17 protein-coding genes are annotated in these 17,426 nt (G+C 60.8%); 8 read left to right on the top strand and 9 right to left on the bottom strand.

The annotated features are described in order from the left end of the window. Positions 1-45 precede the first annotated feature (45 nt). From DFR38_RS01135 to aroF, 5 genes are all read left to right on the top strand, one after another. Positions 46-633, top strand: coding sequence for an O-methyltransferase (locus tag DFR38_RS01135; RefSeq protein WP_059285677.1), 588 nt, complete (start codon positions 46-48; stop codon positions 631-633). A 4-nt stretch (positions 634-637) separates the two neighbouring features. Further along, positions 638-1,711 (top strand): prephenate dehydratase, encoded by a 1,074-nt coding sequence (gene pheA / locus DFR38_RS01140; protein WP_059285678.1) that lies wholly within the window; start codon positions 638-640, stop codon positions 1,709-1,711. Positions 1,712-1,783: 72 nt separating this feature from the next. Beyond that, positions 1,784-2,365 (top strand): LOG family protein, encoded by a 582-nt coding sequence (locus tag DFR38_RS01145; protein ID WP_059285679.1) that lies wholly within the window; start codon positions 1,784-1,786, stop codon positions 2,363-2,365. A 37-nt stretch (positions 2,366-2,402) separates the two neighbouring features. Further along, positions 2,403-2,966, top strand: a complete 564-nt coding sequence (locus DFR38_RS01150) for a hypothetical protein (RefSeq protein WP_059285680.1) — start codon at positions 2,403-2,405, stop codon at positions 2,964-2,966. Between the two features lie 107 nt (positions 2,967-3,073). Further along, positions 3,074-4,093: a 3-deoxy-7-phosphoheptulonate synthase gene (gene aroF / locus DFR38_RS01155; RefSeq protein ID WP_059285698.1), complete on the top strand. Its 1,020-nt coding sequence runs from the start codon at positions 3,074-3,076 to the stop codon at positions 4,091-4,093. A 62-nt stretch (positions 4,094-4,155) separates the two neighbouring features. Here aroF and DFR38_RS01160 read toward each other — a convergent pair whose 3' ends face one another. Genes DFR38_RS01160 through dapF form a run of 3 tightly spaced genes read right to left on the bottom strand, consistent with a single transcriptional unit; the run spans position 4,156 to position 6,239 of the window. Beyond that, a complete protein-coding gene (locus DFR38_RS01160) occupies positions 4,156-4,725 on the bottom strand; it encodes a hypothetical protein (RefSeq protein ID WP_059285681.1) in 570 nt (189 codons plus the stop codon). Beyond that, on the bottom strand, positions 4,722-5,372 hold the full coding sequence (locus DFR38_RS01165) for a DUF484 family protein (protein WP_059285682.1): 651 nt from the start codon (positions 5,370-5,372) through the stop codon (positions 4,722-4,724). Before DFR38_RS01165 ends, DFR38_RS01160 begins: the two co-directional genes overlap by 4 nt. 36 nt (positions 5,373-5,408) lie before the next feature. Further along, the gene (dapF, locus tag DFR38_RS01170) at positions 5,409-6,239 is read right to left on the bottom strand and encodes a diaminopimelate epimerase (protein ID WP_059285683.1); all 831 of its coding nucleotides are present in this window, start codon (positions 6,237-6,239) and stop codon (positions 5,409-5,411) included. 120 nt (positions 6,240-6,359) lie between these two features. Between dapF and DFR38_RS01175 the strand changes: the two genes are divergently transcribed. The 3 genes from DFR38_RS01175 to DFR38_RS01185 are packed head-to-tail and all read left to right on the top strand — an operon-like array spanning position 6,360 to position 8,297. Further along, positions 6,360-6,950, top strand: coding sequence for a TetR/AcrR family transcriptional regulator (locus DFR38_RS01175; RefSeq protein WP_059285684.1), 591 nt, complete (start codon positions 6,360-6,362; stop codon positions 6,948-6,950). A gap of 44 nt (positions 6,951-6,994) precedes the next feature. Further along, a complete protein-coding gene (locus DFR38_RS01180; protein WP_233170370.1) occupies positions 6,995-7,474 on the top strand; it encodes a DUF4442 domain-containing protein in 480 nt (159 codons plus the stop codon). A gap of 10 nt (positions 7,475-7,484) precedes the next feature. Further along, on the top strand, positions 7,485-8,297 hold the full coding sequence (locus tag DFR38_RS01185) for a crotonase/enoyl-CoA hydratase family protein (protein WP_059285686.1): 813 nt from the start codon (positions 7,485-7,487) through the stop codon (positions 8,295-8,297). A gap of 66 nt (positions 8,298-8,363) precedes the next feature. On the opposite strand, the gene DFR38_RS01190 is transcribed toward DFR38_RS01185, so the two are convergent. The 6 genes from DFR38_RS01190 to DFR38_RS01215 form a co-directional block, all read right to left on the bottom strand. After that, entirely contained in the window at positions 8,364-9,566 is a 1,203-nt protein-coding gene (locus DFR38_RS01190) for a branched-chain amino acid ABC transporter substrate-binding protein (RefSeq protein ID WP_059285687.1), read from the bottom strand. 279 nt (positions 9,567-9,845) lie between these two features. Further along, the gene (locus tag DFR38_RS01195; RefSeq protein WP_059285688.1) at positions 9,846-11,063 is read right to left on the bottom strand and encodes a branched-chain amino acid ABC transporter substrate-binding protein; all 1,218 of its coding nucleotides are present in this window, start codon (positions 11,061-11,063) and stop codon (positions 9,846-9,848) included. Between the two features lie 193 nt (positions 11,064-11,256). Beyond that, entirely contained in the window at positions 11,257-12,345 is a 1,089-nt protein-coding gene (hemH, locus tag DFR38_RS01200; protein ID WP_059285689.1) for a ferrochelatase, read from the bottom strand. An 85-nt stretch (positions 12,346-12,430) separates the two neighbouring features. After that, on the bottom strand, positions 12,431-14,731 hold the full coding sequence (locus DFR38_RS01205) for a DNA translocase FtsK (RefSeq protein ID WP_059285690.1): 2,301 nt from the start codon (positions 14,729-14,731) through the stop codon (positions 12,431-12,433). A gap of 94 nt (positions 14,732-14,825) precedes the next feature. Continuing rightward, on the bottom strand, positions 14,826-15,944 hold the full coding sequence (locus DFR38_RS01210) for an anhydro-N-acetylmuramic acid kinase (protein ID WP_244909877.1): 1,119 nt from the start codon (positions 15,942-15,944) through the stop codon (positions 14,826-14,828). After that, positions 15,944-17,275 (bottom strand): M23 family metallopeptidase, encoded by a 1,332-nt coding sequence (locus DFR38_RS01215; protein WP_110312878.1) that lies wholly within the window; start codon positions 17,273-17,275, stop codon positions 15,944-15,946. Before DFR38_RS01215 ends, DFR38_RS01210 begins: the two co-directional genes overlap by 1 nt. Between the last annotated feature and the right edge of the window lie 151 nt (positions 17,276-17,426).

Genomic DNA, 17,426 nt, shown 5'->3' on the forward strand with positions numbered 1-17,426 from the left:
CCGATCTGATTACCGCTTGCTTCTGACAATAAAAAGGAAAGTCTCATGCTGACAAGTCAAGTGCTCTCCAGGCTGCAAGCCATCTGGGAGCAGGGCGAACGCCACGATGCCGCGACCGGCGAACGGGCACAGAAAAACCTGTTCATCACGCCGGATACCGGGCGTTTTCTCTACCAGCTGCTGCGCCATGCCAATCCGCAATGCGTGCTGGAGATTGGCACCTCGAATGGCTATTCCACCCTGTGGCTGGCGCTGGCCCTGCGCGACCGCCCCGGCAGCATCACCAGCCTGGACATTCTGCCCGCCAAGCAGCAGCAGGCCGCCGCGCATCTGCAAGACTTTGCCCTGAGCGACAAGGTGACGCTGCGCTGTGAGGATGCTGGCGCTTATTTGTCGGCGCAGGCAGACAGTAGCGTGGATATGGTGTTTCTTGATGCAGACCGTAGCTGTTACGCCGCATACTGGCCGGCTTTATGCCGGGTTTTGCGGCCGGGCGGGCTGATCGTGGTGGACAATGTGTTGTCGCACGCCGCGGAATGTGCCGATTTCATACGACTGGTGCTTGCGACGGAAGGCTATCTCGCGGAAACTTACCAGATTGGAAAAGGCCAGTTTGTCATAGTGAAAGATTGATTACGTGTCAGAAGAACTGCTGAAGCAACACCGCGACGCCATCGATGCCATCGATGTGGAAATTCTCAATCTGCTGAATAGCCGCGCCAATCACGCCCGCGAGATCGGCGAAATCAAGGGCGGCGGCATCATCTACCGCCCGGAACGCGAAGCGCAGGTACTGCGCCGCATCCAGCAGCTCAACCCCGGCCCGTTGCCAAATGAAAGCGTGGCACGGCTGTTCCGTGAGGTGATGTCGGAATGTCTGGCGCTGGAAAAGCCGCTGTCCATTGCCTATCTCGGCCCGGAGGGTACGTTTACCCAGCTGGCCGCCACCAAACATTTTGGTCATGCCGCACATACCGTGGCTTGCGCCTCGGTGGACGAGGCTTTCCGTCTGGTGGAATCGCGTGCGCTGGATTATGTGGTGGCCCCGGTGGAGAACAGCACCGAAGGCGCGGTAGGGCGCACGCTGGACTTGATGGTCAGCAGTCCCTTGCGCATCTGCGGTGAAGTGGTGCTGCGCATTCATCACCACCTGCTGCGCAAGCAGGAGGGGATGGCCGGCATTAGCCGCGTCTATGCCCATGCCCAGGCTTTGGCGCAGTGTCACGAATGGCTGAACAAGAACCTGCCGGACAGTGTGGAGCGCGTGTCGGTGGCCAGCAATGCCGAGGCAGCACGCCTGGCCAGCGAAGATGTCCAGGCGGCGGCGATTGCCGGTCAGGCGGCGGCCGAACGTTATGGCCTGGTCAAGCTGGCGGAAAACATCGAAGACGAGCCCAACAACACCACCCGCTTCCTGGTGCTGGGTCATCAGCAGGTGGGTGCCACCGGGCAGGACAAGACTTCCATCGTGGTGGCCGCCCCCAATCGTCCGGGCGCGGTGCACCAGTTGCTGGCACCGGTGGCCGATAATGGCGTCTCCATGACCAAGTTCGAATCGCGGCCATCGCGCGCCGGCCTGTGGGACTATGTGTTCTTTATCGACATGGAAGGGCATCACGACGATGCCAATGTCGCTACTGCGCTGGCCGGGCTGGCGGAGCGCACATCCTTCGTCAAGGTATTGGGTTCCTATCCGCAAGCCGTTTTGTAAGCTGATCGACATGCCATGCGCAGCCGGGCTGGAGCATCCACCCGGCTGCAGCTTTTTTGAGGAAGTGTAAAGATGAAGTCCGTTTGTCTGTTTTGCGGTTCCAACAAGGGCCTGCGCCCGGAATACATCGCCGCCGCCGCTGATTTTGGCCGCACGCTGGCCGAGCAGGGCATTACCCTGGTGTATGGCGCAGGCAAGGTCGGCCTGATGGGCGTGGCGGCCGATGCCGCACTGGCTGCCGGTGGCAAGGTCATCGGCGTGATTCCGGAATTTCTCAAGGCCAAGGAAGTGGCCCATCTGGGCCTGACCGAGCTGCATGTCACTGACACCATGCACCAGCGCAAGGCCATGATGGCCGAGCTGGCGGATGGCTTTGTGGCACTGCCCGGTGGCTTTGGTACGTTTGACGAGCTGTTTGAAATCCTCACCTGGGCCCAGTTATCGGTACATGACAAGCCGGTAGGGCTGCTGGATGTGGCCGGCTTTTACCAGCCGCTGCTGGCGCTGACCCGGCATGCCGTGGCCGAAGGATTTGTCCCGGCCAGCAATATGGAATTGTTCAGCCACTCGCCCGACATCCTCACACTGCTGGATGCCATGCGCAGTTATCAGCCGCGCCACACCGCCAAGTGGCTTGATCTGGCCCATACCTGACCCCACCTGCAAGGCATCGTCATTCATAAAGCCCACCATGTGCGACAGTCGCAGTAAAACCATTGCCTGGCGCGTGAAGCGCATCGTGAGCGGCCCGCTGGTGCTGCTGGCAGCACTGCTTATCGCCTTTGAGGAATTCGCCTGGGACGAGCTGGCGGCGATAGTGGCCAGACTGGGCCGGCTGCCGCTGCTGCGCCAGGCCGAACGCTGGATTGCCAGTCGACGGCCAGCCATCGCCCTCAGCCTGTTTTTGCTGCCGGTGCTGGGCCTGTTGCCGGTGAAACTGATGGCGGTGTTGCTGATCGGCCGTGGCCATGCCTTGCTTGGCTTGCTGGTGATCCTGCTGGCCAAGGTAGTGGGCACCGCCATTGCGGCACGTCTGTTCGAGCTGACCCGTGACCAGCTGCTGCAGGTGGCGTGGTTTGCCCGCAGTTATCAGGCTTTCCTGCGCTTCAAGGCTTATGTGTTTGAACGACTGGCCGCCTCGCGCTACTGGCAGGCCGTGCAAGCCTTGCGCCAACAGCTGCGCAACAGACGACCGGCGGTATGGATGCGGCTGGGACGCCGCCTGTCGCGTCAATGGCAGCATTTGCGCAAATAGCCGGCCGCCGGCAGGCAGCAGCGTTCTGGTAGAATCGGGCAGTCAAACCGTCAGGTTCCGTCTGCGCCTGCAGTGACAGGCCGGATCTTCCCTTGCAGGAACTCAGCATGATTATTGTGATGAAGCACCACGCCCCTGATGAATACATCCAGGCGGTAGTAGACAAGATTCGCGCCGCCGGATTGAGTGAACATGTTTCGCGCGGCACCGAGCGCACCATCATCGGCGCCGTCGGTGACGAGCGGGTGTTCAGCCCGGATGCCTTCGAGCTGATGCCCGGCGTGGAGCGCGCCATGCGGGTGGTGAAGGATTACCGCATTGTCTCGCGCGAGGTGCACCCGGCAGACAGCGTGGTGCAGGTGCGCGGCCAGGCTTTTGGCGGCCAGGCCATCCAGATCATCGCCGGACCAGCTGCCGTGGAAACTGCCGAACAGATGGCACAGTGCGCGGAACTGGTGAAGGCTGGAGCCTGCCGCCTGCTGCGCGGTGGCGCCTTCAAGCCGCGTACCAGTCCCTATGCCTTCCCTGGCATCGGTGTGGCCGGGCTGGAGCAATTGCGCCAGGAATCACGCCGCCATGGCCTGCCCATGGTGAGCGAGCTGCTGGACGTGCGCATGCTGGAAACCTTTCTCGAGCTGGATGTCGACATGATCGAGATCGGCGCACGCAATATGCAGAATGTCGGACTGCTCAAGGAAGTGGGGCGGATCAACAAGCCGGTGATTCTCAAGCGCGGCCCGGCCGCCACCCTCACCGAGTGGCTGATGGCGGCCGAACATATCGCCGCAGGTGGCAACCACAACATCATTTTCTGCGAACGTGGCGTGCGCAGCTTTGAGCCGAGCTATCGCAATATGCTGGATTTGTCATCCATCCCGGTATTGAAGCGTGAAACCCATTTGCCCGTCATCGTCGACCCCAGCCATGCCGGCGGCAAGGCATGGATGGTGCCCTCCCTGGCCAAGGCGGCCATCGCGGCAGGTGCGGATGGGCTGATGCTGGACATACACCCGGACCCGGCCAATGCCTGGTGCGATGGCGAACAGGCGCTCAATCCGCAAGCCTTCCGGCAGTTGCTGGATGAGCTGGCGCCTCTGGCCGCTGCGCTGGGGCGCAGCCTGGCCTGAGCGGCAGGCAGAAAGGAAAAACCGGCCATGGGCCGGTTTTTTTATGAGCTTGCCGGCGTGTATCAGGTCCAGCCCAGCAGATAGGGAGCCAGCCAGGCCCCCAGCAGCATGCTGAGCAGCGGCGACAGCAAGGTGCTGGCCAGCAGCACGCCCCAGCTGAGCTGATTACCGCCATTACGCTGCAGCACAACGGCAAACAGCCGGTATAGCAGATAGCTGAGCACCACCATCACCGGAGGCAGCATGACGTAGGCGGCCATCGGGCGCCAGTCCAGCAGCGGCGACAGCAGCAGGGTGCCCAGGCTCAGTGTCAGCTGCGAACAGAGCAGGGCGCTGATCAGCGGCGGCTCGCCGGGAAAACGCAGTCCGCGCCGCGAAGCCCTGGCCGTGGCCAGCAGCCAGATGGCGGCGCTGAAGGCCAGCCAGACATAGCAGTAAATAAAGGGCAGCCAGACCGGCCGCAGCACGGGGTAGGGTTCAGCGTGACGGAACAGTGCGGCCAGCATGAAATAGCCCGCCACGAAGGCCGTGATGGCCACCGGGCTGCGTGCCGCGATCTGTCGCCAGAGAATGTGCAGGTAGTAACTTACCAGCAGGAGAATCAGGATCCAGCCGCCCAGCGTTGCCGTCATGCCTGTCCCAGTACCCGCAGCAATGCTGCTGAAATGAGCTCACCCATCTGGGCCAGGTAATGGGTGTGCATGTCGAAGGTAAAGCGCTGGGCGTCGTCACTGGCCAGCACCAGCAGGCCAAAGGCCGCGCCACTGGCATCGGTTAGCGGGATCTGGCTGAAGGACTGCAGCACCGGCGTGGCAGGGAACCAGCCCAGTACCTCGTCGTTGACATATGGCCCGCAGTAGGGGGCGGACAGATTGCGCGCCAAAGCCTGCACTTCATGGCGGGCATTGAACAACGGGGAAGCTTCGGCTGCCGGATGCCACAGGCGCAAGGCCATGCGCTCCAGTGCGAAATCCTGCTGAAAACAGCTGGCCAGCCCGTCGGCCACCTGTTGCAGGGTGAGGCAGCGCTGCAGCGTCAAGGACAGACGGTGTGCGCTGTGGATGATCTGGTCGTTGGCCTCGCCGTGGCGGATGAGTTGATGCAGGCGCGCTTCCAGCTGACGGTTGCGGTCTTTCAGCTCCAGCATCTGCCGGTCAGCCAGCGACACCACCACGCGGTCCTGCTGGGCGGCAGCAGCGCGCAGCCCGAAGCGGTCGGCATGATGTTGCAGGAAGTCCGGATGATTCTCCAGGTAAGCCAATACCTCGTCGCTATGCATCAATCACATCCTTTTCTTGGGGGGTGGTCCGGCAACTCAGACTTCGATTTCACCCTGGAAAACGGTCATGGCCGGGCCGGTCATGCGTACCGGCTGGCCTTCGCCATGCCATTCGATCTGCAGGTCGCCACCGCGGGTATGCACCAGCACTTTGGCATCCAGCAGGCCACGGCGAATGCCGGCGACCACGGCGGCACAGGCACCGGTGCCGCAGGCCAGGGTTTCGCCTGCGCCACGTTCAAACACGCGCAAGCGGATTTCCTGCCGTGACATGATCTGCATGAAGCCGGCGTTGACTCTTTCCGGGAAACGGTGGTGGGTTTCAATCAGGGCGCCCAGTTGCTGTACCGGTGCAGTATCGACACTATCGACCACCTGAACGGCGTGCGGGTTCCCCATCGATACCACGCTGATGTCGCAGCTGTAATCGGCGATATCCAGCGGATAGGTAATGGCTTCGCCTTCGGCGACAAAGGGAATGTCTACCGGACGGAAGCGTGGCACGCCCATGTCGACCACTGCCTGGTTCTGGCCAAGGTATTCCGGGATGATCACGCCCTTGGCGGTTTCCACCCGGATGGCCTTTTTGTTGGTCAGTTTCTGGTCGCAAACGAATTTGGCGAAACAGCGTGCGCCATTGCCGCATTGCTCCACTTCGCTGCCATCGTTATTGAAAATCCGGTAGCGGAAGTCGTTGTTTTCTGCGTGGGGGGACTCCACCAGCAGCAGCTGGTCGAAGCCGATGCCAAAGTGGCGGTTGCCGAGCTGGCGGATTCTGTCGGTATCCAGTGAGACGGTCTGTCTGACGCCGTCTATCACCATAAAATCATTGCCCAGGCCATGCATCTTGCTGAATTTGAGTCGCATCGGAAAAGGTCCGGTCTCAGGGTTGGCCAAATGCCTTCCATCATAACTGATACGCTAAGCCTGTCCAGCTTTCAGGGGTATTCGATTGACACCTTACTAACCAGTAAGTAGAGTTTCTGCATGAAACCTGCCGCCGACGCCAAGAACGATACCAGCAAACGCATTCTCGACATTGCCGAGCAGCTGTTGCTGACGCGCGGCTTCAATGCTTTCAGCTACCAGCACATCAGCTCGGAACTGGGAGTGCGCAATGCCGCCATCCACTATCACTTCCCGAAAAAGACCGACCTGGGGGTGGCGCTGATCCAGCGCTATCGCCGTCGTTTCCAGCGCTTTGTCGATGCCCAGCACACGCTGGCTCCGCAGCAGCAACTGGAACGCTATTTCACCCTGACCGATGCCTATTTCGAGCAGGACCAGCAGATTTGCCCCAGCGGCATCCTGACCACCGAATACCAGACGCTGCCCGCCGAAATGCAGGCAGAGGCCAATGCCTTTGTCGACGAGATGCGCGACTGGGCGGTACGCATCGCCGCGGCGGGGAGGGACGATGGCAGCATGCACTACGCCGGCACGGCCGAGGCCATGGGCTTGCTGATGCTGGCCGCCCTGCAGGGCGGACTGCAGCTGGCGCGCACCGATCAGTCGGTATTGCCGGCACTGAAGCTTCAAATCCGGGCCTTGCTGGGCCTGGCCACACCACTTCCATGACATAACAAAGAGGGCTAACACGCATGGACTATCAGAAAAACAGCATGAGCCGCATCGCTGACAAGGTGGGAAAGCTACCGCCTGGCCTGCGCAGCAGGGTGCTTTCCCTGTTGTTTGGCCGCCTGGTGCCGTTTCTGGCCACTTCCGGCCTGCGCTTCGAACAAGTGGGGCATACCCGGCTGACAGTATCCATCCGCAATCAGCGCAAGGTGCAGAACCATATCAAGGGTGTTCATGCGGCTGCCATGGCCTTGCTGGCGGAAACCGCCAGTGGCTTTGTGGTGGGCATGAATGTGCCGGATGACAAGCTGATGCTGCTCAAGTCGATGAAAGTGAATTACACCAAGCGCTCCCAGGGTGATATGCGGGCCGTGGCCACCTTGAGCGATGCACAGATTCGCGACCTGTACCATATTGACAAGGGTGAAACCCTGGTTGAAGTGACGGTAACCGATGAGTCTGGCGAATCGCCCATTCAGTGCGAGATGGTCTGGGCATGGATTCCCAAGAAACGGCCGCAATAAGGAGCAGGTGATGCAATGGCAGACCTTTAGCGTCGAACAGCAGGACAAGGTGGCACTGGTGCGCTTCAATCGCGCCGACAAGGCCAATGCGCTGAACCAGGCCATGTGGCTGGAATTGCAAGCGGTGATGGAGTGGGCGGATGCCGAGCCGACCGTGCGTGCGGTGGTGCTGGCCGGACAAGGCCGGCATTTTTGCTCCGGCATCGATCTGGCCATGCTGATGGGTATTCAGTCGGTGATCGCGGATGATTGCGAAGGCCGCAAACGTGAAAAGCTGCGGCGGCTTATCCTGCAGCTGCAGGACACCGTCTCCAGCCTGGAGAACTGTCGCAAGCCGGTGGTGGCTGCCATTCATGGTGCTTGTCTGGGTGGCGGGCTGGATATTGCGCTGGCGGCTGATTTTCGCTTTGCCGCAGCCGATGCGGTATTTGGCGTGCGTGAAGTGGACATCGGCATGGTGGCCGATGTGGGGACGCTGCAGCGCTTGCCCGGTGTGGTCGGGCAGGGCGTGGCACGGGAAATGGCGCTGACCGGACGTGATGTGGGCGCCGAAGAGGCGCTGGCCATCCGCCTGGTCAACCGGGTGTTGCCGGATGCCGACAGCGTGCTGGCCGCAGCACTGGAAAGCGCACGGCTGATGGCGTCCAAGTCACCGCTGGCGGTGCGGGGCAGCAAGGAAATGCTCAACTACGCGCGTGACCACAGCGTGGCCGACAGCCTGAATCATGTGGCCACCTGGAATGCCGCCATGCTGCTGTCAGAAGACATCCAGCAGGCCGGCATGGCCATGATGACACGCCAGGCCGCCAGCTTTCGCGACTGAGCTGGTGCTCTGCATGAAAAACGGCAGCTTGTGGCTGCCGTTTTTCTTTGGCGATCACGCAAATGCTTATTGCGCTGCACTGGCTGCTGCTGCGGCCGGCTTGGCTACCGATTCCCACTTGCCATTCTTGAGCTGATACAGGGAAACCGTACCATTCATGATATTGCCCTTGGGGTCGAAGGCGATTTCACCGGTCACGCCTTGCAGCTTGGTCTTGGCCACTTCCGGCAGGTACTTGGCCGGGTCGGCCGAGCCGGCACGCTTCATGGCTTCGATCATCACGCGGGTGGCATCGTAGGTGTACGGTGCGTAAGCCTGGATTTCGGCATTGAAGCGCTTCTTGAACTTGTCGTTGAAGGCAGCAAAGCCCGGCATGCTTTCCTTGGGGGCGCCAGCACTGGAAGCGTAGCTGCCATCGGCATCCTTGCCGCCCAGCTTGCCGAATTCGGCAGTATTCACACCATCGGCACCCATGAAGTCAGCCGTGATGCCCAGTTTGCGCATCTGCTTCACCATCGGGCCAGCCTGGGCATCCATGCCGCCGTAGAACACCAGATCCGGCTTTTCGCCCTTGATCGAGGTGAGGATGGCCATGAAGTCGGTGGCGCTATTGGTGGTGAATTCACGCTTGATCACCTTGCCACCTGCAGCTTCCACCGATTTGGCGAAGTCATCGGCCAGGCCCTGGCCGTAGGTGGTGCGGTCATCGATGATGGCAATGCGCGTACGCTTCAGGTCGCCCACGGCAAATTTGGCCAGCGCCTGTCCCTGCTGCTGGTCATTGGCAATGATGCGGAAGGTGTTCTTGAAGCCTTGCTCGGTGAACTTGGGGCTGGTCACCGAACCGGCAATCATCGGAATGCCAGCGTCGGAGTAGATTTTGGAGGCCGGAATCGCCGCGCCGGAGGTCAGGTGGCCGATTACACCGGCAACCTTGTTGTCGACGAAACGCTGCGCTACCTGGGTGGCGGTTTTCGGGTCGGCCTGGTCGTCTTCGGACACGACTTCAAACTTGACCGGCTTGCCGTCCAGTTTGAGGTTTTCCGCCGTGGCTTCTTCGGCTGCCAGCTTTACGCCATTGTCGGCATCGCGGCCCCAGTGGGCGAACGGGCCGGTCAGCGGATTGGCAGAGCCGATCTTGACGATGACTGCATCGCTGGCGGCTGCGCCGGCCGATGCGTTTTGTTGCGGAGCGGCTGCATCCTGCTTGCTGCAGGCGGCCAGTGCCAGTACCGCAGCGGTGATAAGGGTAATACGCGGGAGATACATGGAAATGCCCTGGTCTAATTAGAATTGGATAAGGGTCATTCGCCACGAAAGCTTTTGGCATTTCATGTCAGCACACCCCGGGGGTGGTGGGGTCTGTTGATGGCATGGACTGGATACAATCGACGCCACTGACCCGGACATTTTTGTTGTTCTGCAGCATTTCGTCAACCTTTGCGGCTGATCCAGATCAGCTTGCCGTCAAAATGGAGGGCTAGTCTTTGGCGGCAGGCATAAAAAAAGCGCAGCCTGAGCTGCGCTTTTCCGGTAAGGCGAGAGGGCTTACTGTGCTGCGCTGGCAGCAGCAGGTGCGCCGCCGACAGTGGAAACCACTTCCCACTTGCCGCCCTTGACCTGGTACACGGTAACGGCACCATTCTTGATGTCGCCCTTGTCGTCAAAGGTGATCTTGCCGGTTACGCCGGTGTAGTCGGTCTTGCCCACTTCCGGCAGGTATACCTTGGGATCGGTGGACTTGGCGCGCTTCATGGCGTCAACCAGTACGCGTACGGCATCGTACTCATACGGAGCGTAGATTTGCACTTCGGTGTTGAACTTGGCCTTGAACTTGTCGTTGAAGGCAGCAAAACCTGGCATCTTGTCGCGCGGAACGCCGCAGCTGGAGGAGTACTGACCTTCGGAAGCCTCGCCAGCCAGCTTGATGAATTCCGGAGTCTGCCAGCCGTCGCCGCCCATTAGCTTGGCCTTGATGCCCAGGCGGTTCATCTGCTTGGCCAGCGGGCCGGCTTGCGCGTCCATGCCGCCGTAGAAGATGACATCCGGCTTGGTGGCCTTGATGGAGGTCAGAATGGCATTGAAGTCGGTTGCGGTGTTGGTGGTGAATTCACGCTTGACCACATCCACACCCTTGGCCTTGACGGCTTTTTCAAACTCGTCTGCCAGACCCTGGCCGTAAGCGGTACGGTCGTCGATGATGGCGACCTTCTTGGCTTTCAGGCCGTCAGCAGCGAACTGACCCAGCGCCGTGCCTTGCTGCACGTCGTTGGCGATCACGCGGAAGGTGGTCTTGAAGCCTTGCTTGGTGTAGTCCGGGTTGGTGGCGGACGGGGAAATCTGCGGCAGGCCGGCGTCGGAGTAGATCTTGGAGGCCGGGATGGTGGTGCCGGAGTTCAGGTGGCCGACTACGCCGACCACGCCAGCATCAACCAGGCGCTGGGCAACCTGGGTGCCGATTTTCGGATCGCCCTGGTCATCCTCGGAAACCAGTTCGAACTTGACTTTCTTGCCGCCGATCTCAACGCCTTCGGCGTTCAGGTCTTCGATGGCCAGCTTGGCGCCAAATTCGTTGTCTTTGCCCAGATGCGAGATCGGGCCGGACATCGGGGATACCTGACCGATCTTCACGGTCACGTCGCCGCCGGTGCTGGCGGCAGCTGCGGGAGCGGAAGCAGCACCAGCAGCCGGTTGCTCTTGTTTGCCGCAGGCAGCCAGGGTCATGGCGGCAGCAGCGATGAGGCTCAGACGAGCATACTTATTCATATTTTATTTCCCCTGATCTTATCTATGTAGACTTGGCGATCTCTGCGGGCAGTCTGATTGAAATTCAGACCTTGCCCATTACTGATTCAGGCCATTCTTTTGGAATGGCTACCAGCTGCGCTGATTATGGGGAGCAGTTTGCGCGAGTGTCAACGGGGTTTATTCGGCCGTTTAAAATTTATTTTTGCGCATGTCAACGGCTGGCCCCAAGCGACTGTGCGCGCTGCTGGCGCTGGGCAGTATCTTGTTCTATAACTTCCTGCCAGCCTTGAAGATTTTTCCCCACGATGCCGGCCAGCGCAGCAATCCATTGCGGCTTGTCATTCAGGCAGGGAATGTAGCGAAATTCTCCGCCGCCGCTGCTCTGAAAGCTGTGTTTGCCTTCCATGGCAATTTCTTCCAGCGTTTCCAGGCAGTCGGATACGAAGCCGGGGCAAATCACATCCAGGCTCTTGGTGCCGGCCCGGCCCAATTGCTCCAGCGTGGCGCTGGTATAGGGTTGCAGCCATTCGGCCCGGCCAAAACGGCTCTGGAAGCTCACCACATAGTGCTCCTTGTCCAGGCCCAATCGTTCGGCCAGCAAGCGGCCGGTTTTCAGGCATTCGCAGTGATAGGGGTCGCCCTTTTCCAGGGTGAAGCGAGGCACGCCGTGAAAACTCATCAGCAATTTTTCTGCTCGGCCATGCTGCCGCCAGTGCGCCTGCACTTGCTGTGCCAGGGCATCGATATAACCAGGATCATCATGAAAGTGGCGTACCGTGCGCAGTTCGGGCATGTTGCGCAGCTTCATCAGCACGCGGAATACATCATCCAGCGCCGTGGCACTGGATGAGCCGGCATATTGCGGGTACAGCGGCAACACCAGCAGCTTGTCCACGCCCTGGACTCGCATGTTCTGAATGACGGTTTCGACCGAGGGCTGGCCATAGCGCATGGCGTAGTCGACCACGACATTGCGCATGCCTTGCTCGCCGAGTAAGCCCTTGAGCAGGCTGGTCTGTTTGCGGGTATTCACCAGCAGTGGCGAGCCATCCTTGCTCCAGATGCTGGCGTATTTTTCGGCAGATTTTTTCGGGCGCACATTCAGGATGATGCCATTCAGGATCAGCCACCACACGGCCTTGGGAATTTCGATGACCCGGGTATCCGACAGGAATTGCTTGAGATAAGGGCGTACCGCCTGACCGGTGGGCGCTGTTGGCGTACCCAGGTTGATCAGCAAAACGCCGGTCTTGGCGGAGGAGTCGTGACTGAAGGGGGGCTCTGGAAGGTATCCGGACATGGGTTTCTCGCTACCGATGCTGGGTTGCGCCACCGGCAGGATAGCCGGTGGCCGAGTTGAACTGCTGCAGGGCTGGCGTGCCGGCTTAGTCCTCGCGTGCCGGCGCCAGTACCGTGCGGTTGCCATTGGTTTCCATGGCGGAAACCAGGCCTGCACTTTCCATTTGTTCGATCAGGCGGGCGGCGCGGTTGTAGCCTATGCGCAAATGCCGCTGCACCGAAGAAATCGACGCCTTGCGGGTTTTGACCACGATGGCAACCGCTTCATCGTACAGCGGGTCGGATTCGCCGCTGCCATCGACATCGCCACTGCTGGCGGCCGCACCCTCATCCGCCTCGCTCTGGCCGCTGAGTATGCCTTCAATGTAGTCGGGTTCGCCGGTGGTCTTGAGGAATTCCACCACATGGTGCACTTCGTCATCGGCGACAAAGGCGCCGTGCACCCGATTGGGGTAGCCGGAGCCAGGCGGCAGATAGAGCATGTCACCCTGGCCCAGCAGGGCCTCGGCGCCCATCTGGTCGAGAATGGTGCGACTGTCGATCTTGCTGGAGACCTGGAAGGCAATCCGCGTTGGAATATTGGCCTTGATCAGGCCGGTAATCACGTCCACCGATGGCCGCTGGGTGGCCAGAATCAGATGAATGCCGGCGGCGCGGGCCTTCTGCGCCAGACGGGCGATGAGTTCTTCGATTTTCTTGCCGGCAACCATCATCAGGTCGGCCAGCTCGTCGATCACCACCACAATCAGGGGCAGGGTATCCAGCGGCTCAGGGGTTTCCGGGGTCAGGCTGAAGGGATTGGGGATTTTCTCGCCCGCCTTGTCGGCATCCTTGATCTTCTGGTTGTAACCGGCCAGATTGCGCACGCCCAGCTTGGACATCAGGCGATAGCGCCGCTCCATTTCGCCAACACACCAGTTAAGGGCATTGGCAGCCTGTTTCATGTCGGTGACCACCGGGGCCAGCAGATGCGGAATGCCTTCATAAACCGACAGTTCCAGCATTTTCGGGTCGACCATGATCAGGCGCACTTCACGCGCGGTGGACTTGTACAGCAGCGACAGGATCATGGCATTGATGGCCACCGACTTGCCGGAGCCGGTCGTACCGGCCACCAGCACATGCGGCATCTTGGCCAGATCCACCGTTACGGGCTGGCCGGCGATATCCTTGCCCACGGCAATGGCCAGGCGTGATGTCATGTTCTGATAGCCATCGGAGCCGATGATTTCCGACAGCCGCACGATCTGCCGTTTCGGATTGGGCAGCTCCAGACCCATATAGGTCTTGCCGGGGATGGTTTCCACCACCCGCACCGAAACCAGCGACAGGGCGCGCGCCAGATCCTTCATCAGATTGACGATTTGCGCACCCTTGACGCCGACGGCTGGCTCGATTTCATAGCGGGTGATTACCGGGCCAGGGTAGGCGGCAATCACTTTGACATCCACGCCAAAGTCGGCCAGCTTGCGCTCGATCAGGCGCGAGGTGTATTCCACGGTTTCGGCGGATACCGGCTCGTGCTGGTCCTTGGGCGCTTCCAGCAGGCTCAGTCCGGGCAGCTCGCCACGGTCCGGATCGGCAAACAGCGACTGCTGTACCGGTTTTTGCACCTTGGGCGATAGCGGTACTTCAGCCAGCGTGGCCTCGATGCGAACCGGGGTCTTGTCTTCCTGTTTTTTCTTTTCGGTATTGACCTTGGCCTCGCGCTGCTGGGCAGTCTCGCGGCCGATTTCCCGGTCCTTGCGCGCCTGCCAGCCATGCCACAGCTTGAGCACGCCATCTTCCAGCGCGCCGCCGATTCTTTCCATGATGTCCAGCCAGGACAGGCCGGTGAACAGGGAAAAGCCAATGGCGCCGGTCACGGACAGCAGCAGGTAGGCGCCGGACTGGCCCAGGCCGTGCGCCAGTGCCTTGCCCAGCCAGTGTCCCAGCATGCCGCCGGCAGTCAGCGGCAGGTTCAGCTGTTTGCTGGCCAGCACAATGCCTTCCACGCTGGAACTGGACAGCAGCAGCAGGAAGAAACCGCCCATGGCGGCCAGGGTCATCGGATTGAGGCGAAAGCCCAGTGTTTCCATGCGGCGGTAGCCCCAGGCGATGGCGACCAGGCAGAACACCACCAGCCACCAGGCTGACAGGCCGAATACATACAGCAGCATGTCGGACAGCCATGCGCCAAAAGCACCGCCGTAGTTGCGCACGGTGGGATCGGAAGAGCTATGTGACCAGGAAGGGTCTTGTGCGGAATAGCTGGCCAGCACCAGCACCAGGTAGACCGCAGCAACGGCCATCAGCAGCCACCAGGCTTCGCGCAGCAGGCTGGCAAGCTTGGGCGGTAATGGCGTTTGACTGTTCTTGACGACGGCCTTTCTTTTGAAAAGTCGCATTTTTCTCGTTATGGGCTATGACAGTGGCTGATTATAGCCTGACAAGGCCATTCGGAGTGGCTGGCGTTGTCAGGCCGCCGGCCGGCGCGCCGGTTCAGCGCGGATAGAGTGCCCCCAGCACCCTTGGCCCGCTGGCACCGGTCACGTCTGGCAGATTGGCTGGCTGGCGCTGGCAGAAACTCCAGGCCAGCCAGGCAAAGGCAGCGGCTTCCACCTGATGCACCGGCAAACCCAGTGCGGCAGTGCTGCGGATCACCTGCTGCGGCAGTCGCTGCTGCAAGGCCCGCATCAACGCACCATTCAGCGCGCCACCGCCGCAGACATAGACGCTGGCGGTGTCAGGGCAATGGCGGTCGATTGCATCGGCAATGCTGTGGGCGGTCAATTGCAGCAGGGTGTGCTGCACATCCGCTGCGGCAATGGCGGGCTGCAATGCCAGTTGGGTTTGCAGCCAGGCAAGATCGAACAGGTCGCGCCCGGTACTTTTCGGTGGCGGCAGCCGGAAAAATGGCTCATTCAGCAGCTGTTGCAACAGCGGTGCATGCAGCTTGCCACTGGCCGCCCATTCACCATTGGCGTCGAAGCTGGCGCCGGTATGATGCTGGCACCAGGCATCCAGCAGCATATTGCCAGGACCACAGTCGAAACCGATGACCGGCGCACCCCGGCTCAGGCGGGTCAGATTGCTGATGCCGCCGATATTCAGGATGACGCGGTTTTCCGCATCACTGGCAAAAACGTGCTGATGAAAGGCCGGCACCAGTGGCGCGCCATGACCGCCGGCGGCAAGGTCTCGGCTGCGAAAATCGCCGATGACATCAATGCCGGATAGCTCGGCCAGCAGCGCGTGATTGCCGATCTGCAGCGTGTAGCCGGCATGCGGGGCGTGGCGGATGGTCTGGCCATGGCAGCCGATGGCCGTAATGGCCGAAGGAGGGAGCTGCTGCCCGGACAAGAGCTGCGCCACCACTTCGGCATACAGCCGGGCCAGCTCATTGCCCAGGCGTGCGGCACGATCCAGCTCATTGTCGCCCACCGGCTGCAGTTGCAGCACCTGCTGGCGGATTTCCAGCGGAAAGGCAAGAAAGCTGTCGGCCTCGACGCAAGGACGGCCCTGCGCATCCATGCTCAGCAATACCGCGTCCACACCGTCAAGGCTGGTGCCGGACATCAGTCCGATATAGCGCTCCGTCATCTGCTTCGGTCTTTCCATCAATCCAGTTGTGCAATCATTCCCGGCGTGTCGCGCAATAATGCCAGCTTGTCGCTCAGCTGGCGGCTGAGTTGGGCAAAAGCCACGCGCTGGGCATCAGTCAGGCCGGGGGCGGGCAGGGCAGCTGTGGCCGGATCGACAGCCTGGCCATTGAGTTTTACCTCGAAGTGCAGATGCGGCCCGGTAACGCGCCCACTGCTGCCGACATAGCCCAGCACATCACCGGCCCTGACCGGCTTGCCCGTCTTTACGCCGGGGGCAAAACGCTGCATGTGCGCATACAGCGTGCTCAGCCTGGCATTATGTCTCAGGGTGATGACTTTGCCATAGCCATTCTGCGTTTCCGCCGCACTGATCACGCCATCGGCCGGCGCAATAATGGGGGTCCCCGGCGCGGCAGCATAATCCACGCCCTGGTGCATGCGCAGGGAATGCAATACCGGGTGATAGCGGGTGCCAAAGCCCGAACTGATGCGGTAGTTCGCCACCGGCTGCTGGCTGAACCCCTTTTTGACCGGTCGGCCGGCCGCGTCGTAGTAGGCGCCACTTTCACTGTCATGGGCAAAATAAAAGGCGCGATGCCATTGACCGCCACGGCTGATTTCAGCCGCCAGGACATTGCCATTGGCAATGGGGCTGCCGTTATGGATCAGGCTTTCGAATACCAACTGGATGCGGTCGCCGGGTTGCAGGCTGTCCAGCGCAAACCGGTCGGCAAAAATGTCCGCCAGCTGCACCACCACCTCGCGCGGCACGCCCGCCGCCTGCAACTCACGCGGGGCACTGCGGCGGATGGTGATGGAGCGCAAGCTGTCGATGCTTTCGGTGGCCAGCGGGTCGGCACTGGCCTGCCATTGATCACCCTGCTTGGCGATGGCTACCAGCACTTTTTCGCCGTTTTCGTCATCATTCAGAAAACGCAGGGCGTACAACTCGCCCTCATCGCTGGTTTCCACCGCCAGCGTGGCGCCGGTGTTCAGCTTGAGCAGATCGCGTGACAAGGGGCTGGAATAAAGAAAACGCCGTGCCTCACTATCGCGCACGCCCAGCCGGTTCAGGACTCTGGCGATGGTGTCGCCACGATTCACCGTTTCACTACGCCAGTAGCGTGTTGCAGTGGCTGGCGGGGTAAAGGCTGGCAAGGCCAGCTTTTCGGTGACCATGCGCTGGCGCAGTGCGGCGGCCGCATGCGGATCACCCGGTGCCACGGCAAAGGCCGTGACCATGCCAAACAGGGGCAGGCTGGCGGCGAGGCCAAGCCAGCTCAAGTGGTGATTGATCAGGCGGCGGGTACAATTTTGCGGTAACTGCAGCAGTTTGCGATAATTCATGCTTTGGTGGACGCCATGCGTGCTTCCGGGAAAATACAGGGTTTGTGACAAGTGGCAGTGCGCCCGACCAACTTGGTTGGATCGGGCTGTCATAAGTTCCGAAAACCATCCATTCAATGAAGGACTTGGCCGTGCTGCCGAGTGCTGTGCG

Origin of the sequence: Aquitalea magnusonii (assembly GCF_003202035.1) — a bacterium.
Taxonomy (GTDB): Bacteria; Pseudomonadota; Gammaproteobacteria; order Burkholderiales; family Chromobacteriaceae; genus Aquitalea; species Aquitalea magnusonii.